Raw genomic sequence first — 25,783 nt, 5'->3', positions numbered from 1 at the left:
GAAATTGTTTGGGCGAGACGCAAAAACCCATAATAAATGCTTTGAAAAAATATATAAATGATGGGGTTATCAGGTTTCACATGCCCGGTCATAAAGGAAGAGCGGATAACACAAGCTGCCTGAAAGGTTTTCTGGGCGGTAAAGTGCTGGCTGCCGATGTGACTAATGTTCCCGGCATGGATGATCTGCACCAGACACAGGGCGTGATTAAAGAATCGCAGTCTATTGCCGCCTCAGTCTATGGGGCGGATAAAACATATTTTTTGATCAACGGCAGTTCCTGTGGTTTGCAAGCTCTGGTAATAACGGTTTGCGGCCCGGGGGATAAAATCCTGGTGCCCAGAAATATGCACAGGTCTATATTAAGCGGTATTATATTAAGCGGTGCCGTACCTGTCTTTTATAGCCCGGAATATGACAGTGACTGGCAAATCTCTTTGGGTACCGATCCGGAAATTATCAGCAATTGCCTCCAAACGCATCCGGATATCAAGGCTGTTCTGGTAGTCAACCCTACCTACCAAGGCATCACTTCGGATATTGCTTCCATCGCTGAAATTGTGCATGCCCGCAATATCCCTTTACTGGTGGATGAGGCACATGGCCCGCACTTTATTTTTCATGAAAGACTGCCGGAAACTTCTCTGTCTGCCGGTGCTGACGCGGTTGTACAGGGAACCCACAAGTTATTGTCGGCCTTTACCCAGGCTTCCATGCTGCACCTGAAGGGTAAACGCGTGAACATGGAGAGATTGGAAGCAACTCTGAGACTGCTGCAGAGTACCAGCACGTCTTATCTTTTGTTGGCCTCCCTCGAAGCTGCTGTAGCACAAATGGCGCAATACGGCGGGCAGCTAATAGAAAAATCGCTGCATCTGTCTCAATTATTGAGAGACGGAGTTGCTGCCGTTGACGGGTTGTCTGCCTTTGGTTTTGAGATAACCGGCAAAAGAGGCGTTTACGGTCTGGATCAGACCAAGGTGACCGTTTCAGTCAAGCGGCTCAGGCTCACCGGTCTGGCGGCAGAAAAATTACTGAGGGAAAAACACAGTATTCAGGTAGAGATGTCCGATATGCGGAACCTGCTTTTTATCGTATCCTTTGGCAACAGTCAGGAAGATATAGAGCGCCTTATTAATGCTTTAAAAGACTTGAGCCAGGGTTATGCCGGATTGTCTGCCGGCGGGAAAACAACTGAGCGGGACAGCTTGATTATACCGTCAACACCGGAAAGTGTGCTTACTCCCGCGGAAGCCTTTCGCTCCGCTGTTATAGCGCTGCCCCTTGAGGAGTCTGTGGGACGGGTCTGCAATGAGGTGATTGCCTGTTACCCGCCCGGTATTCCCGTTATTTGCCCGGGAGAGAGGGTGAGCCGTGAGATAGTGGATTACCTGGTTGTAATGAGAAATCTGGGCATGCATTTTCAAGGCTGTTGCGATGCTGAGCTAAAAACTATACGTGTGGTAAAGTAGCCGCTCCTTGGCACATCTCCGAGTTTACTGAACTTTTTTAAGGTTTGGTGCCAATAAAAGATTCGAAAAACATTGGGGCAATTCTTAGAGACATTAAGAAATCATGAGATTAGCCGTCATCCTCATGAGCACTGGGAGGACCGTACTCAATTACACGGGGGCTGGGTTTATAATAGCTGATACCTTTGCTCTTTTCAGTGATCTCGCCCCCGGCTCCTATTATAGTGACCCAGGATTTTACCGTTAACCCGTTTTGCCCGGGATTAACTATATTTTCTTGACCCGGCGGCAGTGAAGAATTGTATCTTCTCTCCGTCCACATTTTATTATGACTGATAATCTTGTGGTGCCAAACTACAGCCGGTGCCCTTTTTTGCCCGTAAAAAGCCATATAAAGCGTGTCGCCTTCTTTTTGTGCCCAGATAAGAATAGGCCGGCCGCTGTCATTAAAAAAGGAAAAGTCTCTGCAGCCGTAGTAAACAGTGGCGTCCTGGCCCGGCGGGACATAGGGCACAGTCATGGAATGAGGGCTGCGTGAAATAACCTTCAAATCACAGAAAGTCACTACATTATAGAGCATAGAAGCAATCTTGCATACTCCGCCACCCACAGTGGTAATCAGCTGGTTGCCGGAATAGGTTGGGCCTGCCTTATAGCCTTTAGACTCGATGTAGGGTCCGAGGGTGTGATTTTGAGAAAAAACTTCCTCTGCCTGCACCACTGTGCCTGCCAGCTGCTGTGCTGCCAATCCGATATTATATCCTTCAGCCATAATCGGGTCAGGCAAGGAGGCTCTGTAGGCCGCCATCAAAACCGGTGTTTGGTATTTTTTTACGGATTCCTGAAACGAGCTGTTTTCCAGCCAGGGGAGCGGGCCGTCATAGGCTTTGTCCATACCCTCAAACCCCTCAAAAAAATCCTCTTCCTCTTGTGTCGATGGCTTTTTAGCGGCATCTTCATTGGTTTTTTTCACCTGTGCTGTCTCAGCAACCGGAAAAAGTCCCGGAAACTTTGTTGTTCCCGGATTTATTCCCCTTGACGTGCGCGTAATTTGCAAAATGCCGGAACTAATGAGGCAGGCCAAGCAAATTAAAAGAAAAAACAGTAATTTGCATTTCTTCATTAAACCAATCCCCCGCTCTACAATTTGAAGCAAAAAATGCTTTATTAGTATGCTCAAACCACACCGTTTTAGCAAGTAAAAAGCCTAACAATTTAATCATTCAAATCCCTTACTTACCAGCAGGAAAATATCTAATTATAACGAAAATTATCAGAGTATAAGCTGGATGATGAAGAAAAAGACAGGCTATGCTCATTATTTGCTCTGAACAGGGCTCAATAAAGGAGGAAATGCTTTTTTGATGAAGCAAAAAATTAGTTATTTCGCTTTGGTTTTGGCGGGCCTTATTATGCTGGCAGCAATTTTTTATTCGTTAAATTCCGGTATATCGGCTCAGGCCTCTTCCGGAGCCGAACGGTATACTGTAAAAGCCGGGGACTCACTCTTTATTATTGCCGGTAAATACGGCATCCCGGTTGCGGCTTTAAAGCAAGCCAACGGTTTGAAGTCAGACTGGCTGGCAGCCGGTCAGGTCTTAATCATTCCCCTTAACTCATCAACCGGTCAGTCTAAAGCCAAATCGCTTAAAGCAATATTGGCCGAGAGAGGGATAACTGATCCTTGGAGCACCTTGAAGATTGTAATAAATAAAACGAATCATAGCCTTTCCATAGTTTACAAAAATACCTGGCTAAAGACTTATCCTGTGGATATCGGTTCCGGCGGCCTGGCTGATAAGCAGGTTCAGGGCGATCTTAAAACACCGGAAGGCACTTTCTATATAGCTGAGAAGTCCGTCCTTTCACCTGCCGACTATTATCTTGGAACCAGATGGATGAGACTCAGTTACCCCAATGCGGAGGATGCCGGCAGGGGAGTTCGTCAGGGTTTAATCAATTCTCAGACCGGGGATTCCATCGTAAATGCTATTAATGCAGGTAAAATACCGCCCCAGCGTACAGCTTTAGGCGGTGGTGTAGGAATCCACGGGGGAGACATCCCATCCTTCGGCAAGGACTGGACCTGGGGTTGTATAGGCCTGTCCAACGGGGATGTGGAAGATTTTTATGATTATGTCAGTGTGGGGACTACCGTGATTATAACTAAATAATTAGAAAAATATAAATAAGACGTAAGCAAGTAGCATGCCTCTAAGATGAGCTAATCTAACACGTTTTTTCAAAAAACAACAAAATAATCACAACCTCAGCTGTTGTATTTAAAGTTATTAACAGGGTTATCCACAATATCCACAGGCAATATTCCACAAGAAAAATTATTTTTTAACAACTGGGCATATAAGAAGAATATTTTAGTCACTTACTTAGTGGTAAGCCTTGACAGTACTATGGCTATGTGCTAACATAGGTGTACGTGATTATGAGTTCACGGGATTTTATTGTAGGAGGAATGTTTTAGAATGTTAGGTAAGGTTAAATGGTTTAGCGCAGAAAAAGGGTACGGTTTTATTGAGAGAGAAGACGGCGGTGACGTTTTCGTACACTTCTCAGCTATTCAGTCCGAGGGCTTTAAAACCTTGGAAGAAGGCCAAGAAGTAGAATTTGACATTGTTGAAGGTGCTCGTGGGCCGCAAGCGGCAAACGTCATGAAAGTATAACATTGTACCCGAAGCCCTGGTTATATACTGGGGCTTTAATAAATTATTTATATATAAAATGAGATTACAGGTTTTTATATATTTAGGGCAATACTAACTATATACAGAGGTAGAGGAGTTGGTATGAATGGATGTACAGGTAAGAGGCAGAAATATTCAGGTAACTCCGGCTCTTAAAGACTATGTGGAAAAAAGACTGAGCAAGATGGACAAGTTTGCAGACAACTATCATTTTGGTGAGGCCCAGGTTACCATGAAGGTGGAGAAAGAGTCGCATCGCGTGGAAGTAACCATTCCCGTAAACGGAATGATCCTGCGTGGCGAAGAAACTACCGGTGATATGTACAGCTCAATTGACTTAGTGGTGGAGAAGCTGGAAAAGCAAATCAACCGCTTTAAGGGCAAGTTGTCCAGACGGGGCCGGGCTTTAAATGGTGTGCCGTATGTCAGTGAGACACAGGCTGCCGTTGATGATGATGCGCCGAAAATACTGCGCAACAAGCGCTTTAACATGAAGCCCATGTCAGTGGAAGAAGCTGTTTTGCAGATGAATCTGCTGGGACATTCCTTTTTTGTATTTTCCAATGCTGATAGTGACCGGGCGAATGTTGTTTACAAGCGCAAGGATGGAAATTACGGCTTGATTGAGCCGGAGGCATAGTTTTATTTGTTTTTGCAAGCCGTAGGATTTAGTTCCTGCGGCTTGCAACTTTTACGGGGTAGTGCTAAAATTAAACAGCGGTTAAATACTATTTTTTACAGAATTTTTCTGCACAACTTCTATATTAGTTGAATTTGCCGCATAATTTCGGTGCCTGCGGGCGAAAGGTGGCCAGTAATGTTAAGGTTTATTCGTGATTGGTTTGATGATAATGCCAGAGAAGTGAAAAAATTGCAGCGCGAGATAGATAAAATAAATGCTCTGGAAGCCGGCCTGACGGGGCTTGCTGATCAAGAGCTGCAGAATATGACGATAGTTTTCAGGGATCGCCTGGAGCGAGGCGAAGATTTAAATAACTTGCTGCCGGAGGCTTTTGCCTTGGTGCGCGAGGCCTCCAGGCGGGTGCTGGGCATGAGGCATTTTGATGTTCAGCTGATCGGCGGGATGGTGCTGCACCAGGGCCGCATAGCTGAGATGAAGACCGGTGAAGGTAAAACTCTGGTGGCAACTCTGCCGGTATATTTAAATGCTCTCACCGGTCAAGGCGTACACGTGGTCACGGTTAACGATTATTTGGCCCGTCGTGACAGTGAGTGGATGGGACACATTTACAAGTTTTTGGGACTTTCCGTGGGTCTCATTGTGCACGGTCTGGATCAATACGAGCGCAAGACGGCTTATGGTTCTGATATTACTTACGGTACTAATAATGAGTTTGGTTTTGATTACTTGAGGGATAATATGGCTGTTCACCCGGAGCACCTGGCGCAGCGGCAATTAAATTATGCCATTGTGGACGAGGTGGACAGCATTTTAATTGACGAGGCCCGCACACCGCTGATTATCTCGGGCCAGGCAGATAAAGCCACAGATCACTATTATACTTTTGCCAAACTGGTGCCCAGGCTGACAGTGGAAAAAGACTATACTGTAGATGAGAAGGCGCATACAGTGGCCCTGACCGAAGAGGGCGTGGCGCATGCGGAAAAGCTTTTGGGTGTGGGCAATCTTTTCGATGATTCCAATATGCAGCTCAATCATTATTTGAACCAGGCCTTAAAAGCTCACGCGCTGATGAAGAAGGACCGTGATTACGTGGTCAAAGAGGGTCAGGTAATTATTGTCGATGAGTTTACCGGTCGTTTGATGTTCGGCCGCCGCTACAGCGACGGGCTGCACCAATCCATAGAGGCCAAGGAAGGAGTGCATATCGAGAGGGAATCACAGACACTGGCTACTATTACTTTTCAGAATTATTTCCGCATGTATAACAAGCTGGCCGGTATGACCGGTACTGCGGCTACTGAAGAAGAGGAATTCCGCAAGATTTACGGGTTGGATGTGGTGGTTGTTCCCACCAATAAGGACAATATCAGAAAAGATATGCCGGATGTGGTGTATAAGACTGAGAATGCTAAATTCAACGCGGCGGTTGAGGATATCGCCGCGCGTCATGCCAACGGCCAGCCTATACTGGTGGGCACTATTTCTATCGAGAAATCAGAAGTTTTAAGCGCCATGCTGAAGAGAAAAGGTGTTCCCCACCAGGTTTTAAATGCCAAGTTTCATGAGAAAGAAGCGGAAATCGTAGCTCAGGCCGGGCGTTTTGGAGCAGTAACTATTGCTACCAATATGGCTGGCCGGGGTACTGATATTTTGCTGGGGGGCAACCCGGAGTTTTTATCCCAGGCGGAAATCCGTTCCAAGGGACTTAGTCTTGAAGAGCAGAAGCAGGAATGTGCTGAAATTCTGGAAAAGTATAGGCGGCTGACGGAAGAAGAGCGCAACCGTGTGCTCGATCTGGGCGGTCTGCATATAATGGGTACGGAGAGACATGAAAGCCGGAGAATTGACAACCAGCTGCGGGGCCGCGGCGGTCGTCAGGGAGATCCTGGCTCCAGCCAGTTTTTCAGTTCCCTGGAAGATGATTTAATGAGGCTTTTTGGTGCGGAGAATATCTCAGGCCTTATGGATAAGCTGGGTTTGGAAGAAGATGTGCCCATTGAGCATGTTTTGATCACCAAGTCTATCGAAACCGCCCAGAAACGCGTGGAAAGCCGCAACTTCGATGCCCGTAAGCATGTGCTGCAGTATGATGATGTGATGAACCAGCAAAGGGAGCTTATTTACAAGCAGCGGCGGGAAGTGCTGGCCGGTGAAAATATGCAGGAAAACGTTCGCCAGATGATTGAAAAAGTTGTTGATAATGTGCTGAACGTATATGCTGCGGAAGGTGTTTACCAGGAGGAATGGGATCTGGCGGGCCTGTTGGAGCAGGCGGAACAGCTTTTCCTGCCTGATCATAATCTGACTGTCGGGGAGTTGGAAGACCGAGGCAAGAAAGATCTAAGAGATTTTATTCTGGAGAAAGCCCTGGATATTTATAATGCCAAGGAAGCCGAGCTGGGTTATGAGACCATGCGTGAATTGGAACGGGTGGTTATTCTCAAGATTGTGGATGAGAAATGGATGGATCACCTGGATGCCATGGATCAGCTGCGGGAAGGCGTGGGCCTGCGGGCCTACGGTCAGAAGGATCCCCTGGTAGAGTATAAGTTTGAAGGCTATGAAATGTTTCAGAATATGATTGACTCTATTCAGGAAGATGTTGTGCGTTATGTTTACAGGGTTGTTTTGGTGCAGCCGCCTGAACAAAAGGCGGTGCAGGTGACTGAGAACCGCTATGAAGACGGCCCGAAGCAACCTGTAAGAAAAGAGGATAAGGTGGGTCGCAATGATCAGTGTCCCTGCGGCAGCGGCAAGAAATATAAGAAGTGCTGCGGCCGGGGCAAATAAAGAAGGGAAGTGTGTCATGTACACAGAGATTAAAAAGACGCTGGAGGAATTATCCGGTCGTGTGGCAGATTTGAGGGTTTCTCTTTGACATTGCCGGTAAAGAGTCGGAGATAGAAAAATTAGATAAGCTGATGATGGCGCCCGGTTTTTGGGATGATCAGGCCCAGGCTCAAAAAATTTCCCGGCAGCAGGCAGTGCTCAAGGATTCGGTAAGCCTTTATGGTGAGTTGAGGCAGTCACTGGAGGATCTGGAGGTGCTGGCTGAGCTGGCTCAGGAAGAGGACGACGACATTGCCTTGCGGGAAACCGCTAAGGATCTCAAACAACTTGAGCTCCGGGTTTCTGAGTTGGAGCTTGATGTATTGCTCAGCGGCGAGTATGACAGGGGAAACGCCATTATTTCATTGCATGCCGGGGCCGGCGGCACTGAGGCTCAGGATTGGGTGGAAATGCTGCTGCGCATGTTTACCCGCTGGGCGGAAGATCACCGGTACCGGGTCATTGTTTTGGATATGCTGTCCGGTGATGAGGCCGGCATAAAGAGCGTTACGGTTGAGATTGTCGGTCCCAATGCTTTCGGTTATTTAAAGTCGGAAAAAGGGGTGCACCGGCTGGTGCGCATTTCACCGTTTGACACGGCGGGCCGCAGGCACACCTCTTTTGCTTCGGTGGAGGTTTTGCCGGAGGTGGATGAGGATGTGGATATTGAAATAAAAACTGAGGATTTAAAAATAGATACTTTTCGGGCCGGTGGGGCCGGTGGGCAGCATGTGAACAAAACTGACTCGGCTGTGCGCATTACTCATTTGCCCACCGGGATCGTGGTTTCCTGTCAGAATGAGAGATCGCAGTTATCCAACCGCAATTCGGCTATGAAACTATTGAAGGCAAAGCTGGCGGAATTGGAACTGCAGAAAAAAGAGGCTGAGATGGCTTCTTTGCGGGGCGACCACCAGGAAATTGCCTGGGGCAGCCAGATTCGTTCTTATGTGTTTCATCCTTATAGTTTGGTTAAGGATCACCGTACCGGGGCGGAAACGGGCAATATTGAGGCTGTGATGAATGGGGAACTGGATAAATTTATGGCGGCTTTTTTGCTTTGGCAGGTTCGGAAATAGAGGGCAACCTCTATTTTTTTTTGGTAATATGTCGAGTTTAGGCAGGAATTTGGGATTTGTGCTCGAATGGTTAGTAGGTTGCCATAACTTGCACGCATAATGTGATCGGCTTTTTCACAGGGGGCGCTTTGGTTATTCCGACTTTGTTTAGGCCTGCGCTGGGATAACCAAAGCACCCCTTACGGACCTATGTTTAGCTGTTTTTTTTGAGCGTATGTGGAGATGGGTTTTGGCATTACCGGGGCACTTTGGTTATTCCGACTTCGTTTAGGGCTGCGCGCAGGACGTCTCTAAGACTTACTATGGACCGAACTAAGAGCCCCTCGATGTGCGCGTTGGTTTGCTTAAACTTAGTAATGTTTATTGCTGCTTTTGGTTTTGGATTTTAGATCTGTTGCTGTGCACTGCCGGTGCTCTAAGTTCGGTTACCCATAGTAAGCCTAAGAGCCGTTAGCCTGCGCTCCGCCATGCACTGCGCTGGAATAACCAAAGCACCCCCTATGTACCTATGTTTAGTCTGGTTTTTTTAGGGATTGAATGAAAATTTGATAGAGATGCTTTTTGGGGGTATGATACACTTATTGGTGCTGTTGTTTGGGAGTTGAAAAAATGAAGCGTGTTTATGAATTCCTGGGGGTTACTGTCGGAGTTATTCTGACGGCCCTGGGTTTGGATATGTTTTTGATTCCCAATAAGATTGCTGCCGGAGGGGTAAGCGGTATAGCTACTATTCTGCATTTTCTGTTTAATCTTCCGGTGGGTATGGTTATGCTGGTTTTGAATGTGCCTCTTTTTTTATTGGGCATATACCGGCTGGGGTTGGGGTTTGGCTTTCGCTCGTTATATGGAACGATTGCCACGTCAGTTTTTATTGATTTGCTGGCCCCGCTGGTGCCGGTGCCTACGCATGATGTTATGCTGGCCGGTCTTTACGGGGGGGTCTTGACCGGGTTGGGTGTCGGTCTGGTCTTTCGCCATAAGGGTACTACCGGGGGGACTGATTTGCTGGCTGCCATAATTCGCACTTACACCGGGATTAATATCGGGCAGCTGCTGTTTCTGGTGGATGCAGGGGTGGTGCTGGCGGCGGGTATTGTTTTTGACTCGGCGGAACTGGCTCTTTACGCTTTGATTACTATTTTTCTGACCTCCTGGCTGATTGACCTGGTGCAGGAAGGGATTAGTTATGCCCGGGCTTTTATTATTATATCGGATAAAGCCGAAGAAATTGCTGAATTGATTTTGAACAGGATGGACCGGGGCGTTACCGCATTGCAGGGCAAGGGACTCTATACCGGTATTGATCGCCCGGTGCTGTTGTCGGTGGTAAACCGGTCCGAAGTGAGTCAGTTGAAGGAGATTGTGTATGCGGCGGATGCTAATGCCTTTGTTATTTTAACCAATGTGCATGAGGTTTTAGGCGAGGGGTTTAAGGAAATATACATAGAAAAAAGGACTGGCCGCAAAGGCAGGAAGAAATGAATGGCAAATTAAACACATGGAGGTCTTGAAATGGATGGCGAATTGTTGAAAAAACTCCAGGATAAGGCTAAGAAAATCCGCTGCCATATAGTGCGCATGATTGGCAAGGCCGGGTCAGGGCATCCGGGTGGTTCCTTGTCCGCAGCCGATATAGTGACTGCTCTGTATTTTCATGCTATGCAGGTTGACCCGCAGCAGCCGCATTTGCCGGACCGGGATCGTTTTGTTTTGTCTAAGGGACATGCCGCTCCGGTGGTTTATGCCGCGCTGGCCGAGCGGGGATTTTTCCCGGAGGAAAAGCTGTTGACTTTGCGTGAACTGGGCAGCAGTCTGCAGGGTCATCCTGATATGCGCAAGCTGCCCGGCGTGGATATGTCTACAGGTTCGCTGGGCCAGGGGCTCTCTGTCGCTAACGGTATGGCGCTGGCGGCTAAACTGGACGGTAAGAAGTACCGCATCTATGCTTTGCTGGGTGACGGTGAAACCCAGGAGGGTATGATCTGGGAAGCGGCTATGGCTGCCGCTCATTATAAGCTGGACAACCTGACGGCTTTTTTGGATCATAACGGCTTGCAGATAGACGGGCCGACCAGGGAGGTTATGTCGCCTGAGCCGCTGGCGGATAAATGGAAGGCTTTTGGCTGGCATGTGCAGGTTGTCGACGGGCATGATTTCAGCCAGATTATCGGTGCTCTGGAAAAGGCGCGGTCTGTTGAAGGACAACCGTCTATGATTATTGCTGAAACTGTTAAGGGCAAAGGGGTGTCCTTTATGGAGAACCAGGCGGGCTGGCACGGAGCGGCGCCCAAGCCGGAAGAGGCGGATAAGGCTTTGGCGGAACTGGCTTAATCATGCGGTTATTAAGGAGGTTTTTATAAGATGTCTAAGAAGATTGCCACGCGGGAGGCTTATGGTGAAGCGTTGCTGCAGTTGGGGCGTGAGAACCTGAATGTTGTGGTTTTGGATGCGGATTTGTCTAAATCCACCAAGACCTATGATTTCGGCAAGCATTTTCCCGAGAGGTTTTTTAATATGGGTATTGCTGAGCAAAATATGATGGGTACGGCGGCGGGCCTGGCTGCTTCAGGCAAAATAGCCTTTGCCAGTACTTTTGCTGTTTTTGCGGCGGGCAGGGCTTTTGAGCAAATTAGAAATTCAATTGCTTATCCCAGGCTGAATGTTAAAATCGGCGCCAGTCATGCCGGGATTACTGTCGGCGAGGACGGCGGGTCCCACCAGGCAGTTGAGGATATCGCCATTATGCGGGCAATACCGAATATGACTGTTTTTGTGCCGGCTGACGCAGTGGAAACAAACGCTGCCGTGCGGGTGGCGGCGGCTATAGACGGGCCTGTTTATATTCGCCTGGGGCGATTGGGTGTGCCGGTTATACACGGTGATGCTTTTGAGTTTAAGCCGGGGCGGGCGGTGAGCCTGCGTGAGGGAAGGGATTTAACACTGGTTGCCACGGGAATTATGGTGGCCGCGGCGCTGGAAGCGGCAGAGCAATTAGCCGCCGAGGGTATAGAAGCGGCAGTGTTGGATGTGCATACTATTAAGCCTCTGGATGAGGAAGCTGTAATCAGGGCTGCTAAGTCTACCGGAGCCATAGTGACTGCCGAGGAGCACAGTATTATCGGTGGTCTGGGCAGTGCGGTGGCTGAAGTGTTGGCGGAAAACTGCCAGGTCCCGCTGAAACGGGTGGGTATTAAGGACAGCTTTGGCGAATCAGGTAAGCCCGCCGAGTTGTTGGAAAAGTATGGCTTGACAGCAAAGCATTTGATCGGTGCTGCTAAAGAGGTATTAAAAAGAAAAGCCTAATAATGCAAAAGTCATCAGCATGGCGACGACATACCGGATTTATTCTGATATGCGCCATGCATTTTTGTTGTAACGAGAAGGATTTTCAATTATAATGTAGAATTTATATTAGTTGAAGTAAATATTGCTCTTTTGATGAAAATATGTAGAAAGTGGTGTGTCGATGATCCATTTTTATAATGTCACCAAAGTCTATCCCAATCATGTAAAGGCCATTTCGGACATCACCCTACACATAAGCAAGGGAGAGTTTATTTTTCTTGTAGGTCCCAGCGGGGCTGGCAAATCGACCATTTGCAAGCTGCTTTTCTGTGAAGAAGCAGCCAGCGGGGGACAGATTATCTTCAGGGGAAAGAGTTTAAGCCGTATGAAACGCAGGGAAGTTCCCTATCACCGCCGCACTATTGGTATGGTATTTCAGGATTTCCGTCTCTTGCCTCAAAAAACAGCTTGGGAAAACGTGGCTTTTGCCCTGGAAGTTACCGGGGCACCGCGCAGGGATATTAAAAGGCTGGTGCCGCCGGTGCTTGAACTGGTGGGTTTGCTGCATAAAGCAGATGCTTTTCCCGCCCAGTTGTCCGGAGGAGAGCAGCAAAGAATTGGCATTGCGCGGGCTATAGTCAATAATCCTCTTTTAATTTTAGCCGATGAACCTACAGGCAACCTGGACCCCGATACTTCCTGGGATTTGATGAAGCTTTTTCAGGATATCAATAACCGGGGCACAACTATCATAATGTCTACTCATGATAAACAAATTGTGGATACTTTGCGCAAGCGGGTTATTGCTTTAGCAAACGGTAAAATAGCGCGTGATGAGGAAAGAGGGGAATATGGTTTATGCGATTCAGCACCATAGGTTACTACTTCAGGGAGACCTTTTCTTCTCTGGTGCGCAACAGTTGGCTTTCTCTGGCTTCTATGGGCACTGTTACTATTTCTCTTTTAATTCTGGGCAGTTCCTTGCTATTAATTCTAAATGCCAACCAGCTGGCGGGTTCTGTAGAATCAACCGTAGAAATCAGTGTTTTTTTGAAGGATAATGTTTCTTCCGACCAGATTAAAAATTTGGAAAAAGGGATCGGTGATTTGCAGGGTGTGTCCGGCGTGCAGTATGTGTCCAAGGACCAGGCGCTGGAAGATATGAAAAAGAATCTAAAGGATAAGGCCGATATTCTGGATGGTCTGGATAAGAAGAACAACCCTTTGCCGGACGGTTTCAGGATTAAGACAGAAAATGCCGGCCAGGTAGCTGAAATCTCCAAACAATTAGAAAAAATGCCCGGTATAGATGATGTTCGCTATGGTCAGGGTTTTGTGGAAAAATTGCTGGCGATTACTAAATGGGTGCGCCTGGCGGGATTGGTGACTATGGTTCTTTTATCAGGTGCCTCGGTCTTTTTAATAGCTACTACTATCAGGCTCTCAGTATTTGCCCGTCGTAAGGAAATCGGGATTATGAAGGTTATAGGCGCGACCAACTGGTTCGTTCGCTTCCCGTTTATTATGGAGGGCATAATTTTAGGATTGCTGGGGGCAGGACTGGCTTTAACAGTTCTCCACTTTGTTTATTATGAACTGGTGAAACAGATGCAGCTTACTTTGCCTTTTGTTAATTTGGTCACAGACAAACAGCAGCTTTTGCCTTATTTGGCCAGTCTACTGGGTTTTGGTCTGGTTATTGGCTCGGTAGGCAGCATGATTTCTATGAGAAAATTTTTAAAAGTATAGTAACGGGGGGTATAACGGTGAGGTTGGTCAAAAAGGTAATTGCTTGGGGCCTGACTGTTGTGCTGTTGGGTGCGGCTATTGGTACTGCCGGTGCTAAAACGCTGGAACAACAGCTGAAGGATACCCGTGCGCAGATACAGCAGACACAGAAGGGTGTCAATGAAAATAAATCAGATATCAAGAACTTTACCTCTCAATTAGCATCAATCAACCAGTCTATCAACCAGGTTAGCGTTGAAATCAGGGAGTTGGAAGGTAAATTAGGTGTTACCCAGAACAAGCTGCAGGGTATCATTAACGAGCTTAGAAAGGTAGAGGCCAGGCTTGCGGAGACACAAGAGGTTTTTAATACAAGGATTAAGAATATATATGTAAACGGGAATGTCAGCTATCTGGCTGTTCTTCTTGACTCCCAGGATTTCGGTGATTTTGTAAATCGCTATGAAATGTTAAAACGAGTGGCGGCCCGTGACGCGGCTATAGTTGAGCAGGTCGAAAATGATCGCAAGCTTATTGTCAGCCAGAAGGCGGAAGTGGAAAAAGAGCGCAATCGCATTTATGAGCTAAAGAGGCGGCAGGAAGACGCGAAGCATGCTTTGACTGCCCGTCAGGCTGAACGGGAGACGCTTCTGATCGAGGCCAATAAGGATTTGGCTAAGAAAGAAGCGGAAATGGATGCTCTGGAGGCTAAAGAACAGGAAATCATAAGGCAGATTGCCATTAGGAGCGCGCAGCAGAATAAAGATATTAAGAAATATACCGGTCAGTTTATTTGGCCTGTGTCCGGCTATACCAGTATATCTTCTCCTTTCGGTTATCGCAAGCACCCGGTTTTAGGTACTGCGAAATTTCATTCCGGTATAGATATTCCCGCGCCAAACGGAACCAGTGTAATGGCGGCTCAGAGTGGAACTGTTATTCAAGTGGGCAGCATGACCGGTTACGGCAATATAGTGATGATTAACCACGGGGGCGGATTAATCACTCTGTACGCTCACTTATCGCGACAGCTTGTAAGCAGCGGCCAGCAGGTTACCCGGGGACAAGTTATAGCCAAGGTAGGCAGCACCGGAATGTCTACAGGCCCGCACCTGCATTTTGAAGTAAGACTCAACGGTTCCGCAGTCAACCCGATGGGGTATTTGTAAAATGAAGAGGCTGTTCCCGGGTCTTTGACGTGACTTTCGGGAGCAGCCTTTGTTTAGTTTCATCTCCGAAATCGGAAGCATTTTCTTTGAGCTATTTTTGCCTCGGTTGTAATTTCTCCCACCTTAGTGTAGTATAATAAAGTATGTGAAAAATCCTAATAGGGTAGGTGACGTTGCATAGTGAGGCGGAGATTTGGTACCGGGCCAAGATGGTCAATAGTTGTTGTTGGCCTGGCGGTGTTGTTATTTGCCGGTGTTGTATTTGCCGGTGGGATAATAGCGGTAAACTATAAACATATGGGAAACCTGGTGAGGGTAATATCACTGGTGCGTTCTCAATATTTACACCCGGTTGAAACGTCTGATTTAATTGACGGCGCGATTAAGGGTTTGGTTGATTCCTTGCATGATGAGTATTCAGTCTACTTGGAACCTAAGACCTATGCGCAGCTCCAGGCGCAAATCAGGGGTTCCTTCGGAGGTTTAGGTATTTTAGTCGGTGTTAAGGATGATTATTTGACAGTAGTGCGGGTTTATGACAACACTCCCGCGGCCAAAAAAGGGATTAAAGCCGGAGATAAGATTGTAAAAATCGGTGATCAGGACGCGCAAGGAATACATTTGGATAGTGCGGTGGAATTAATGCGAGGGGCGGTTGGTTCGAAAATTAAATTGACAGTAAAAAGAGAGCATGAGCCTGAATTGCTGGAAATTAATCTGGTCAGGGAAGAAATCAGTGTTCCTACTGTGGAAGGCAAGGTTATAGAGGGTACCGATATAGGTTATATGGTGCTTAGCCAGTTTTCTGAGAAAACTCCTGATGAGTTGGATAAGGTATTGTCTGATTTAGAGAGAGAGGATATCAAGGGAATTATTTTGGACCTGCGGGACAACCCGGGTGGCGAATTGGTTTCGGCTACCAAGGTGGCTAATTATTTTTTGCCGGCCGGTCCCATTGTTTATGTAGACTACCGGGTGGGCAAGGATCAGACTTTTACTGCGGACGGGCATAGAGTGAAACTTCCGCTGGTGGTACTGGTGAATGGCAACAGCGCCAGCGCAGCGGAAATTTTGTCAGGGGCAATAAAGGATACCGGCGCGGGAACTCTTGTCGGAGAAAAGACCTTCGGTAAAGGTATTGTGCAGACGGTATTTCCCCTGGATAACGAGGCGGGCCTGAAGCTGACCACGGCCAGGTATCTGACTCCTAAAAAGAAGGATATTCATAAAAAAGGAATCGAGCCTGATGTAGAGGTTAAGCAGAAACCAAATGCCCAGCCTGATTTGCAGTTTGAAAAAGCTATAGAAATTATGAAGCAGAAGATATCATAAATATTCTTATTTTTCTTGGCGTTGTTATTGCTTCTTTAAACAGGCAGGTGGCGGGTTATGTCTTTGTTGGGTCAGCTTTTGCCCTTGATTTTACATGGAATAAGCCGGGCAGTAATGGATGATCTGTTTTGGGTGGTTGTACTCTTGATTGCCTTTCAGTACCGGAGAACAAACAAAGAAAAAGAAAGAATTGCGGGGATGGAAACAAAAACTCTTTCTTTGAAAAATATTTTTAACAGCAGCGGTTTTATCCGTGATACTCTGGCAGCAACAGGTTTTGGCCTGCTGGGGGGGTTGCTGGGCAGCCTTTTGATGGTTTATATCGGGCTCACTCTCTCCGGTTCGGGGTTGCTCTATTTGTGGCCGCTGGCTATTTTACTTATGCTGATTGATGCCAGATTTCTTTGCTTTGCTTATGCCGGCGGCATTTTGGCTTTGAGCAGCTTGCTTTTGGGTTTTCCCCGGATAAATATACCCCAGTTAATTGCTCTGGTAGCCGTACTGCATATGGTGGAAAGCGTGCTTATTCTGGCCAGCGGCCACTTGGGCGCTTCTCCTGTGTATATCAAAAACCGGGTGGGGCGAATTGTGGGGGGGTTCACTCTTCAGAAGTTTTGGCCTATTCCTCTGGTTGGGCTGCTGGTAGTCGGGCAGGGAGCGATGGTTGACGGCGTGGATATGCCGGGCTGGTGGCCCCTGATTAAATCGGGTTTGCCGGGTGATCCTAACAGCTTCATTTATACCCTGCTGCCGGTAGTTGCCGGCTTGGGTTACGGTGATGTGGCTATTGCCAGAACTCCCAACCAGAAAAGCAGAATGTCGGCCTTTTTTTTGGGTTTGTACAGTCTGATCCTGCTGCTGCTGGCGCTGGTGGCCGACCGGTCCCGCTTTCTGGCTTTGCTGGCTGCTTTATTCGCGCCTTTGGGACATGAACTGGTCATTTTTATCGGTAAACAGGTGGAGCTTGTCAGTCCACCTCTATATGCGGCTAAAGGTCCCGGGCTGATGGTTCTGGATGTGTTTCCTGATACGCCCGCCTGGCGGGCGGGACTTCGCTCGGGAGACTCGGTTGTTGAGATTAACGGCCGGCCGGTTGCGGATAGAGAAAGCCTGGACTTCTTGCTGGAGACGTCTTACATTGTATCTGAACTGGCTTATCTAAAAGCCGGAGAAAGGCAGTTGAGGAGAGTTACTGTCTACTTGAAGCCGGGACAAACTTTTGGTATTTTGCCTGTGCCGGCGGGAAATGAGGGCGAATACGTGGAGATTGCCGCGCATAGTCCGCTCAGGCGCAGATTAATGAATTTGTGGCAGAAAATAAGAAGTTGACAGCAACAGGAAAACTCCTTTATAATCAAAGTAGAGGTGAGGATTATGTGTGAAGCCAATGCTTATTTAGTAGAAGACGGTAAAGAAGAGCTTTTGCTGGAGATGGTGGACAAGGTAGTACCTCAAGAGGACGGCTTGATGTTAGAGGATATTTTCGGGCGGCGTAAACTTATCAAAGCTAAGATTAAAGAACTGGCTTTGGTTGATCACAGGATTATCTTGGAGAAGGAATAGTTGCAGCAGGGGCTGACCGAAGGAAGTTATGGTTAATCAAATTCCCAAAAGAAACCCGTATCACTTGTTGTCATAGTGGTACGGGTTTATTGCTTGTTTCATACATACCTGCCTGCATTTCCGGTTTCCAAGCAGGATCAGGCTATATTTTGTAGAAAACATAATAAATATAATTTTAGAATTTTAAGGGGTAATTATTTAAATGGAAGAAAAAATTAAATTGTGGAATGATTTAAAGGAAAAATGTTTGCAGTGCACAGGCTGCGCACTGTCTGAAAAAAGAACGAACGTGGTTTTTGGGGAAGGGTATATTGGAGCCGGCATTATGTTTATCGGGGAAGGACCGGGGCAGCAGGAGGATGAGCAGGGCAGGCCGTTTGTGGGACGGGCCGGGGTGCTGCTGGATAAAATGCTTGACGCCATAGGTTTGAGCCGGCATACCAATGCTATGATTTGTAATGTGGTTAAATGCCGGCCGCCCGGCAACCGTGTGCCTGACCGGCAGGAGGCGGCGGCCTGTCTTCCTTTCCTGCGCGCTCAGGTGGCGATTATAAAGCCTCGGATAATCGTGTGTCTTGGCGCTACCGCAGTCAAGCATGTGCTGGATACCGTTTCCGGGATCACGCAAATCAGGGGACAGTGGTATGAAAAAAAAGGTTACTGGATGATTGCTACTTTTCACCCGGCAGCCTTGCTGCGGGATCCGGCTAAAAAGGTTTTGGTTTGGGAGGACTTAAAGGCTATCAGAGCTAAGTACGATGAGCTTGGACTGGGATAGGGTTAACAGGAATTTAACTATTCTTGAATACCGGTTTCCGGCAGAGCTTCCGGCTGGGTATAGATTTCTTGCAATTCGCCGGGCCAGGAGGTTAAGCCTTCTTCCCTGGCTTGTTTTAACAGGGCAACGAACTTTCGTTCGGCGGAGCTGATCTTGTAGATTATGTGATCCAGCATGTTATGGCAGGTTGCCTGATTAATTTGCTGCAGTGCCAGCTGCCATTCCCGGCGGGCTTCCTCGGCTTCTTTCAATAAAGGATTTGTTATCTGTTGTTTAGGGTAGATATAGGTATACCAGAACATTTTCATTGTCACACCTCCAAAAATATTGAACCGTTGTTTGTGTTTCTGGATATATTTGTATTGACATTATTTTATGCACTAAATTTTTTCAATAGAAGCAAAATAGAAAAATGTGCTACTCATCCGGTTTGGATGAACAATATAATTTTGCCTGTTCTAAAGCATACTAACGGCAGCAGATATATTTTGGGGTGATGCTGATGTGGGGAAGTTGCTCCAGGAAAGTGTTGTTGCCGGTTATATTTTTTGTAGCCTTTCTTCTCACCGGTTGTCCGGATAAGGGTGAACAGAAACCTGTTAGCCAGAAGGTAAAAATAGGAGTCTGTTTAGCTGATATGGAGAGGGACGGGAATCGAATTATAAAAAAAATTATGACCGAGAGGGCTCAAAAGGAAGGGATAAGTTTTACCTGGCAGGATGCCGGCAATGATGCCGAAAAACAGCAAGAGCAAATAAATGAGTTAGTAAAGAAAAAGGTTAAGGCTGTTATCCTGCAGGCAGTTGACCCTTCAGCAGGGCCGGCTATAGCCCGCACTTTAACGGAAAAAGGAATTAAAACAGTGGCTCTCGAAACACTGCCTGCCAATACGCCGTTGGATGCTTATGTAGCTTCCGATCATGGCAGGGTGGGAGAACTGCAGGCCCGCTATGCTTTAGAGCAGTCTGCCGCCGGCGGGAAAACAGAGGGCTTGCGTATACTGGTGCTGCAGGGTGATCCCTCCGACCTGGCCGCGCGTGAAATTACCGCTGCTAATGAAGCAGTCTTAAAAGGAGATAAGCGGGTAGCCGATTTGAAGGTGCAGAGCAATTTGCGGGCTGATCCGGGCCTGGCCCGGGTCGCGGTTGAAAACACTCTGGCTGCCGGTAAATTGGATGCGGTGCTGGCCAATGACAGCAGACTGGCTATGGCTGCGGTACAGGTGCTGACAGAAAGAAACTTAGCGGCTCAGGTGGTAACGGTAGGCGTGGGTGCGGACAGTAAATCAGTCCGGGGTATTGCTTCCGGCCAGCATGACGCTGAGGTGGACAATTCGCCGGAGCTGCTGGCCCAGTACATAACTGACGCGGCGGTTGAACTGGCCAAAACAGGCCACTGGCAGTATACGGGCCATGTCCCCAACGGTCAATATGATGTGGCGACAAAAATAACCCCGGTACGCTTAATCACCATGAAGGATCTTTATTTATTGGGTGAGAGGGCAAGCGGTTCGGGTGGCGGAAATGAGCAGAACGATAAGTCTGATCAGCAAAGCGGCGGCTCAAGCCACTCAGGAGAAAAACAGGGTGGCGGTGAGCAGGGCGGCAGCGGGGAAAATTCGGGTGACCAGGGTGGTTCCGGTGGGCAGAGCCAATCGGGTGCTCAAGGGCAGTCCGGCAAACGAAAGACTACTCTAAAAATAACCACTCAGGACGGTAAAACCATGGAGGTAGAATTAAACGGTGAGATAAAGTCCATCGAAAGCAAAGACGGCGGCGGCCGGCAGAGTTCGGGTGACAGCCAGCAGTCAGGCGGAGCCAATGTGAGCAGCGGAGGTTAGTAAGGCAGTAAGTGTGAACATAGACAGTTTTAGTTGTTGAAGGTCTATTTTTACTTTTGCCGGTTCATAACAAAGCGGGGCGTGCCGAAAGGCACGCTTTTATATTGTTTTGGTGAATTATGCTTATGATGGATTTGCCGATAAGTCATTGTATAATCGAGCACGAGCACCTGTGGCTGCTCGAAAGCTGCTTTAAGCGATTTTCGGGCAAAAATATGATATAATATAATGCAGATCAATTTACTTTAAGGATGATAAAAATGGATTTAAAAATAAGATCCGAATTTACACCCAGGGGAGACCAACCTCAGGCTATTGCTCAGTTGGTAGACGGGTTGGGTAAAAAATATGATAAACAGATACTTTTAGGAGTTACCGGCAGCGGCAAGACTTATACCATGGCTAAAGTAATAGAAGAAGTGCAAAGGCCTGCCCTGATTCTGGCACCCAATAAGACACTGGCAGCCCAGCTTTGCTCCGAGTTCAAAGAGTTCTTTCCCAACAATGCAGTTGAATATTTCGTCAGTTATTATGACTACTACCAGCCGGAGGCTTATATAGCCCATACCGATACCTATATAGAAAAGGATTCTTCCCTCAATGATGAGATAGACAAACTGCGCCACTCTGCCACCTGTGCACTGTTTGAGCGGCGGGATGTAGTCATTGTAGCCAGTGTTTCCTGTATTTACGGCCTGGGTGACCCGGAGGAATACAGCACGCTGGTGCTTTCTCTGCGGCAGGGAGTGGAATATGACAGGGATGCCATACTGCGCAAGCTGGTGGATATCCAGTATGAGCGCAATGACATAAACTTTACCCGCGGCACTTTTCGCGTGCGGGGCGATGTCATAGAAATTTTTCCGGTAGCTGCCACTGAGCAGGCTATCAGAGTGGAGATGTTTGGGGATGAGGTGGAAAAACTTTTGCAGTTTGACGTTCTGACCGGTGAGATAACCGGGCAGCGCCAGCATATTTCTGTCTTTCCGGCCAGCCACTACGCCACCTCCAAGGAGAAAATGGAGGAGGCCATCAGCCGTATTGAGTCAGAGCTGGAGCAAAGGTTGGCCGAGCTGCGAAAACAGGATAAGCTGCTGGAAGCGCAGCGCCTTGAGCAGAGAACTAACTATGATATTGAGATGATGAGGGAGATGGGCTTTTGCAACGGGATTGAGAACTATTCCCGACACCTGACCGGCAGGGAGGCGGGCCAGCCCCCCTATACTTTGTTGGATTATTTTCCTGATGATTTCATTATGTTTATAGATGAGTCGCATGTGGCTGTGCCACAAATTGGCGGCATGTACGAGGGGGACAGGTCGCGGAAAGCCTCGTTGATTGAACACGGTTTTCGCCTGCCTTCCGCACTGGATAACCGTCCCCTGCAGTTTAATGAGTTTGAGGAGAGAGTTAAACAGGTTATATATGTTTCAGCAACTCCCGGTGCTTATGAATTAAAACATCACAGGCAAATTGTGGAACAGGTAATTCGCCCCACCGGTTTGGTTGACCCGGAAATTATCATTCGCCCGACCAGAGGACAGATTGATGATCTGCTGATGGAAATCCGACTGAGAGAAAAACGTGATGAGAGAGTTCTTATAACTACCCTGACCAAGAAAATGGCCGAGGATTTAACTGATTACTTCAAAGAAAACGGGGTAAAAGTGCGTTACCTGCATTCCGACATCAATACGCTGGAGCGGATGGAGATACTGCGTGATTTGCGTTTGGGTGTTTTTGACGTGCTGGTGGGAATTAACCTCTTGCGCGAAGGCCTGGATTTGCCTGAAGTAAGCCTGGTGGCTATACTGGACGCGGATAAGGAAGGCTTCCTGCGCTCCGAGCGTTCACTGATCCAGACTACAGGCCGGGCGGCCCGTAATGTGGAGGGTAAGGTGATTATGTATGCGGACAGGATTACTGAATCTATGTCCAAAGCGATCAATGAGACTGAACGCCGCCGCAAAAAGCAGCTGGACTTCAACGAAAAATACAATATTACGCCGCAAACAGTGCGCAAGGCGGTGCGCGATGTATTGGAAGCTACTAAGGTGGCTGAAAGCAAGGTGCCTTATGCTGTCTCCGGTAAGGCGAAGATGTCCAAAAAGGATTTAATAAAAATGATTGCCGGGATGGAAAAAGAGATGAAAGAGGCAGCCAGGCAGTTGGAATTCGAGCAGGCAGCCAGATTAAGGGATACTATTATCGAACTGCGGCTAAAATTACGCGGTGAGAAAAACATTAAAGCAGCCATACCCGACGACGGGGAGATAGCTTATTAACTATGCCGGACTGGAGGACTTGTGATGCTGGACAGAATCGTGGTTAAAGGAGCAAGGGTGCATAATCTGAAAAATATTGATGTGGAAATACCCAGGGATAAGCTGGTAGTAATTACGGGTTTGTCCGGTTCCGGCAAGTCCTCTCTGGCTTTTGACACTATTTATGCCGAGGGTCAGCGCCGCTACGTGGAGTCGCTCTCGGCTTATGCGCGCCAGTTTTTAGGACAGATGAACAAGCCGGATGTGGATTATATAGAAGGGCTGTCTCCGGCCATTTCTATCGATCAGAAAACAACTTCCCATAACCCTCGCTCCACTGTGGGGACAGTTACCGAAATCTATGATTACCTGCGCCTGCTTTTTGCCAGGGTGGGGAGACCTCACTGCCATAAGTGCGGCAAGCCTATTACCAGGCAGACGGTGCAGCAGATAGTTGACCGGTTGATGCTGCTGCCGGAAAGCACTAGGCTGCAGATACTGGCCCCGGTGATCAGGGGTAAAAAAGGTGAGCATGTAAAAGTACTGGAAGACATAAGGCGCGGCGGTTTTGTCCGGGTGAGAGTAGACGGCGAAACCAGGGAACTGGGTGAAGAAATCAAGCTGGAGAAAAATAAGAAGCATACCATTGAAGTGGTAGTGGACAGGGTGATTATCAGGGCCGGTTCGGAGAAACGACTGGCTGATTCACTGGAAACGGCTCTGCAGCAGAGCGGCGGCATTGTGCTGGCCAGTATCACGGACGGGGAAGAGTTGATTTTCAGTGAAAACTTTGCCTGTGTGGACTGCGGCATCAGCGTGCAGGAGATAGCTCCCAGATCCTTTTCCTTTAACAACCCTTACGGCGCTTGCCCGGAATGTACCGGTCTCGGCACTAAGCTGGAAATTGATCCCAACTTAATTATCCCGGACATGAATCTTTCTATAGCTGAAGGGGCCATCGAAGGTTGGCATAAAGGAAATATCTCCGCTTCCTATTTCAGCGGTCTGGCCGAACACTATGGCTTTAGCCTGGATACACCTGTAAAAGAACTGAAGCCTGATCACCTGCAGGTACTGCTCTATGGCACCGGTGAGCAAAAAGTGCGCATTATTTATACTGATGTGTACGGGCGGCGGCATGATTACAAGATGCCTTTTGAAGGTATTATTAATAACATTGCCAGGCGCTACAGGGAGACAGCCTCCGAGCATATGAGAAATGAATTTGAACAGTATATGAGTTCGGTGATTTGTCCGGTCTGCGGCGGGGCCAGGCTGAAGCCTGAGGTGCTGGCGGTAAAAATAGGCGGCTTGTCCATACATGAAGTAACCTGTTTAACGGTTACCGACACATTGCATTTCTTTGAAAAGTTGGATTTGACTGAGCGTGAGCGGGTGATAGCCAGGCAGATATTAAAGGAAATTAATGAGCGGTTAGGTTTTTTGATTAATGTGGGTTTAAACTACCTGACTCTGAACCGGACAGCCGGTACTCTTTCCGGGGGCGAGGCGCAGAGGATCCGCCTGGCTACTCAAATTGGAGCAGGCTTGATGGGGGTTTTGTATATACTGGACGAGCCCAGCATCGGTTTACACCAGCGGGATAACGAGAGATTGTTAAATACCCTGCGCCGCTTGAGGGATATAGGCAATACTTTAATTGTGGTGGAGCATGATGAGGATACGGTGCGCACGGCTGATTATATTATTGATATCGGGCCGGGAGCCGGTGTGCACGGCGGGCAGTTGGTGGCTGCCGGGACTTTGCGGGAAATTCTGGACAATGAAAATTCTCTAACAGGCCAGTATTTAAGCGGCAGAAAGTATATTCCGGTACCGGACAGCCGCCGGGAGCCTAACGGCAAGTATGTGGAAGTTAAAGGGGCGGAAGAAAATAATCTTAAAAATATTGATGTGCGCTTTCCCCTGGGGGTATTCACCTGTGTTTCCGGTGTTTCCGGTTCCGGTAAAAGTACTCTGGTTAACGAAATTTTATATAAAACCTTAAGCCAGGAACTGCACGGGGCCAGGAGCAAGCCGGGTTGCTGCCGGGAAGTGGGGGGCCTGGAATATCTGGACAAGGTGATAGATGTGAACCAGTCTCCTATCGGGCGTACTCCCCGATCCAACCCGGCCACTTATACCGGGGTGTTTACCTATATCCGGGAATTATTTGCCCAGACGCCGGAAGCCCGTATGAGGGGCTATAAGCCCGGGCGCTTCAGCTTTAACGTTAAGGGCGGGCGCTGTGAGGCCTGTCAGGGAGACGGCATTATAAAAATAGAAATGCATTTTTTGCCGGACGTTTATGTTCCGTGCGAGGTTTGCAAAGGACGCCGCTACAGCAGAGAAACCCTGGAAGTAACCTATAAAGGCAAGAGCATTGCCGATGTGCTGGATATGACGGTTGAGCAGGCTGTGGAATTCTTCCGCCACATACCGAAGATTCACCGTAAAATGGAGACTATGCAGGATGTCGGTTTGGGTTATATTCGTCTGGGTCAGCCGGCGCCGGAACTTTCCGGCGGTGAAGCGCAGCGGGTAAAGCTGGCTGCCGAGTTGTCCCGCCGCTCCAACGGCAAAACCTTTTACATTTTGGACGAGCCGACTACCGGTTTGCACACTGATGATATAGCCAGGTTGTTAAAGGTACTGCACCGCCTGGTGGAAGCGGGGGATACTGTGGTGGTCATTGAGCATAATCTGGATGTGATTAAAACAGCGGATTATATAATTGACTTAGGACCGGAAGGCGGGGACAAGGGCGGCAGCGTGGTAATTGCCGGGACGCCGGAGGAAGTGGCGGCTGAGACACAGTCTCACACGGGCAGGTTTTTAAAGAAGGTTTTGCCGGCCGGAGTGGAAGCTGCAGCCGGCGGCAGGGAAATGGGCGATGCGGAGGAGAATGCGGCTGCCGGTGAGGCGCAGGCTATATAGAAAAATTATCTGAGTCAAATGTCAACAGGAAACCCGTATCAACTGGTACGGGTTTCCTATATTTGCTGAGCAGGATTTTATCTGATATTTGTGGAATAGTGTGAGCTATGAAGTCAGTTTTTTGCGTGAGAACATGAAAATACTTGGCTTATTTTTGTA

21 protein-coding genes are annotated in these 25,783 nt (G+C 48.0%); 19 read left to right on the top strand and 2 right to left on the bottom strand.

The features are described 5' to 3' along the window. The first annotated feature begins 8 nt into the window (after window positions 1–8). Window positions 9–1,472: an aminotransferase class I/II-fold pyridoxal phosphate-dependent enzyme gene (locus DTOX_RS19280; protein WP_015759344.1), complete on the top strand. Its 1,464-nt coding sequence runs from the start codon at window positions 9–11 to the stop codon at window positions 1,470–1,472. Between the two features lie 109 nt (window positions 1,473–1,581). Here the strand turns inward: DTOX_RS19280 and DTOX_RS19275 are convergent, their stop codons facing one another. After that, the gene (locus DTOX_RS19275) at window positions 1,582–2,595 is read right to left on the bottom strand and encodes a VanW family protein (RefSeq protein ID WP_015759343.1); all 1,014 of its coding nucleotides are present in this window, start codon (window positions 2,593–2,595) and stop codon (window positions 1,582–1,584) included. A 241-nt stretch (window positions 2,596–2,836) separates the two neighbouring features. Between DTOX_RS19275 and DTOX_RS21745 the strand changes: the two genes are divergently transcribed. From DTOX_RS21745 to DTOX_RS19200, 15 genes are all read left to right on the top strand, one after another. Further along, complete coding sequence (locus DTOX_RS21745) at window positions 2,837–3,646, top strand: L,D-transpeptidase family protein (protein WP_052292973.1); 810 nt, start codon at window positions 2,837–2,839, stop codon at window positions 3,644–3,646. 309 nt (window positions 3,647–3,955) lie between these two features. Next, window positions 3,956–4,153 (top strand): cold shock domain-containing protein, encoded by a 198-nt coding sequence (locus tag DTOX_RS19265; protein WP_015759341.1) that lies wholly within the window; start codon window positions 3,956–3,958, stop codon window positions 4,151–4,153. 127 nt (window positions 4,154–4,280) lie between these two features. Then, window positions 4,281–4,814: a ribosome hibernation-promoting factor, HPF/YfiA family gene (hpf, locus tag DTOX_RS19260; RefSeq protein ID WP_015759340.1), complete on the top strand. Its 534-nt coding sequence runs from the start codon at window positions 4,281–4,283 to the stop codon at window positions 4,812–4,814. A gap of 177 nt (window positions 4,815–4,991) precedes the next feature. Further along, on the top strand, window positions 4,992–7,610 hold the full coding sequence (gene secA / locus DTOX_RS19255; RefSeq protein ID WP_015759339.1) for a preprotein translocase subunit SecA: 2,619 nt from the start codon (window positions 4,992–4,994) through the stop codon (window positions 7,608–7,610). Between the two features lie 16 nt (window positions 7,611–7,626). Further along, window positions 7,627–8,728 (top strand): peptide chain release factor 2 gene (gene prfB / locus DTOX_RS19250; protein ID WP_015759338.1). Its coding sequence is split into 2 segments (ribosomal slippage): window positions 7,627–7,695 and window positions 7,697–8,728, totalling 1,101 coding nucleotides; the frame shifts between segments, so codons are not numbered across the junction. 609 nt (window positions 8,729–9,337) lie between these two features. Then, complete coding sequence (locus DTOX_RS19245) at window positions 9,338–10,210, top strand: YitT family protein (protein ID WP_015759337.1); 873 nt, start codon at window positions 9,338–9,340, stop codon at window positions 10,208–10,210. A 30-nt stretch (window positions 10,211–10,240) separates the two neighbouring features. Beyond that, window positions 10,241–11,059, top strand: a complete 819-nt coding sequence (locus DTOX_RS19240) for a transketolase (protein ID WP_015759336.1) — start codon at window positions 10,241–10,243, stop codon at window positions 11,057–11,059. A gap of 30 nt (window positions 11,060–11,089) precedes the next feature. Beyond that, the gene (locus DTOX_RS19235) at window positions 11,090–12,031 is read left to right on the top strand and encodes a transketolase family protein (protein WP_015759335.1); all 942 of its coding nucleotides are present in this window, start codon (window positions 11,090–11,092) and stop codon (window positions 12,029–12,031) included. Window positions 12,032–12,194: 163 nt separating this feature from the next. Next, the gene (gene ftsE, locus DTOX_RS19230; protein ID WP_015759334.1) at window positions 12,195–12,890 is read left to right on the top strand and encodes a cell division ATP-binding protein FtsE; all 696 of its coding nucleotides are present in this window, start codon (window positions 12,195–12,197) and stop codon (window positions 12,888–12,890) included. Continuing rightward, on the top strand, window positions 12,872–13,762 hold the full coding sequence (gene ftsX, locus DTOX_RS19225; protein WP_015759333.1) for a permease-like cell division protein FtsX: 891 nt from the start codon (window positions 12,872–12,874) through the stop codon (window positions 13,760–13,762). The genes ftsE and ftsX overlap by 19 nt, the downstream gene beginning before the upstream one ends. 17 nt (window positions 13,763–13,779) lie before the next feature. Then, window positions 13,780–14,910: a murein hydrolase activator EnvC family protein gene (locus tag DTOX_RS19220; protein ID WP_015759332.1), complete on the top strand. Its 1,131-nt coding sequence runs from the start codon at window positions 13,780–13,782 to the stop codon at window positions 14,908–14,910. Between the two features lie 180 nt (window positions 14,911–15,090). Further along, complete coding sequence (locus DTOX_RS19215; RefSeq protein ID WP_015759331.1) at window positions 15,091–16,242, top strand: S41 family peptidase; 1,152 nt, start codon at window positions 15,091–15,093, stop codon at window positions 16,240–16,242. 57 nt (window positions 16,243–16,299) lie between these two features. Next, window positions 16,300–17,571, top strand: a complete 1,272-nt coding sequence (locus tag DTOX_RS19210) for a PDZ domain-containing protein (RefSeq protein ID WP_015759330.1) — start codon at window positions 16,300–16,302, stop codon at window positions 17,569–17,571. A 45-nt stretch (window positions 17,572–17,616) separates the two neighbouring features. Beyond that, window positions 17,617–17,805, top strand: coding sequence for a CooT family nickel-binding protein (locus DTOX_RS19205; RefSeq protein ID WP_015759329.1), 189 nt, complete (start codon window positions 17,617–17,619; stop codon window positions 17,803–17,805). A gap of 202 nt (window positions 17,806–18,007) precedes the next feature. Beyond that, window positions 18,008–18,583: a uracil-DNA glycosylase gene (locus DTOX_RS19200; protein ID WP_015759328.1), complete on the top strand. Its 576-nt coding sequence runs from the start codon at window positions 18,008–18,010 to the stop codon at window positions 18,581–18,583. Between the two features lie 17 nt (window positions 18,584–18,600). Here DTOX_RS19200 and DTOX_RS19195 read toward each other — a convergent pair whose 3' ends face one another. Next, on the bottom strand, window positions 18,601–18,891 hold the full coding sequence (locus tag DTOX_RS19195) for a DUF2508 family protein (RefSeq protein ID WP_015759327.1): 291 nt from the start codon (window positions 18,889–18,891) through the stop codon (window positions 18,601–18,603). Between the two features lie 194 nt (window positions 18,892–19,085). Between DTOX_RS19195 and DTOX_RS19190 the strand changes: the two genes are divergently transcribed. From DTOX_RS19190 to uvrA, 3 genes are all read left to right on the top strand, one after another. Beyond that, window positions 19,086–20,423 (top strand): substrate-binding domain-containing protein, encoded by a 1,338-nt coding sequence (locus tag DTOX_RS19190; RefSeq protein ID WP_042316263.1) that lies wholly within the window; start codon window positions 19,086–19,088, stop codon window positions 20,421–20,423. A gap of 260 nt (window positions 20,424–20,683) precedes the next feature. After that, a complete protein-coding gene (gene uvrB / locus DTOX_RS19185; protein WP_015759325.1) occupies window positions 20,684–22,708 on the top strand; it encodes an excinuclease ABC subunit UvrB in 2,025 nt (674 codons plus the stop codon). 24 nt (window positions 22,709–22,732) lie between these two features. Continuing rightward, window positions 22,733–25,624, top strand: a complete 2,892-nt coding sequence (gene uvrA / locus DTOX_RS19180) for an excinuclease ABC subunit UvrA (RefSeq protein WP_015759324.1) — start codon at window positions 22,733–22,735, stop codon at window positions 25,622–25,624. The last annotated feature ends 159 nt before the right edge of the window (window positions 25,625–25,783 follow it).

This window comes from Desulfofarcimen acetoxidans DSM 771, from assembly GCF_000024205.1.
In the GTDB taxonomy this organism is placed as follows: Bacteria; Bacillota; Desulfotomaculia; order Desulfotomaculales; family Desulfofarciminaceae; genus Desulfofarcimen; species Desulfofarcimen acetoxidans.
Note: the sequence above shows the minus strand (reverse complement) of the source record. Positions and strands in the feature narration are given on the sequence as shown.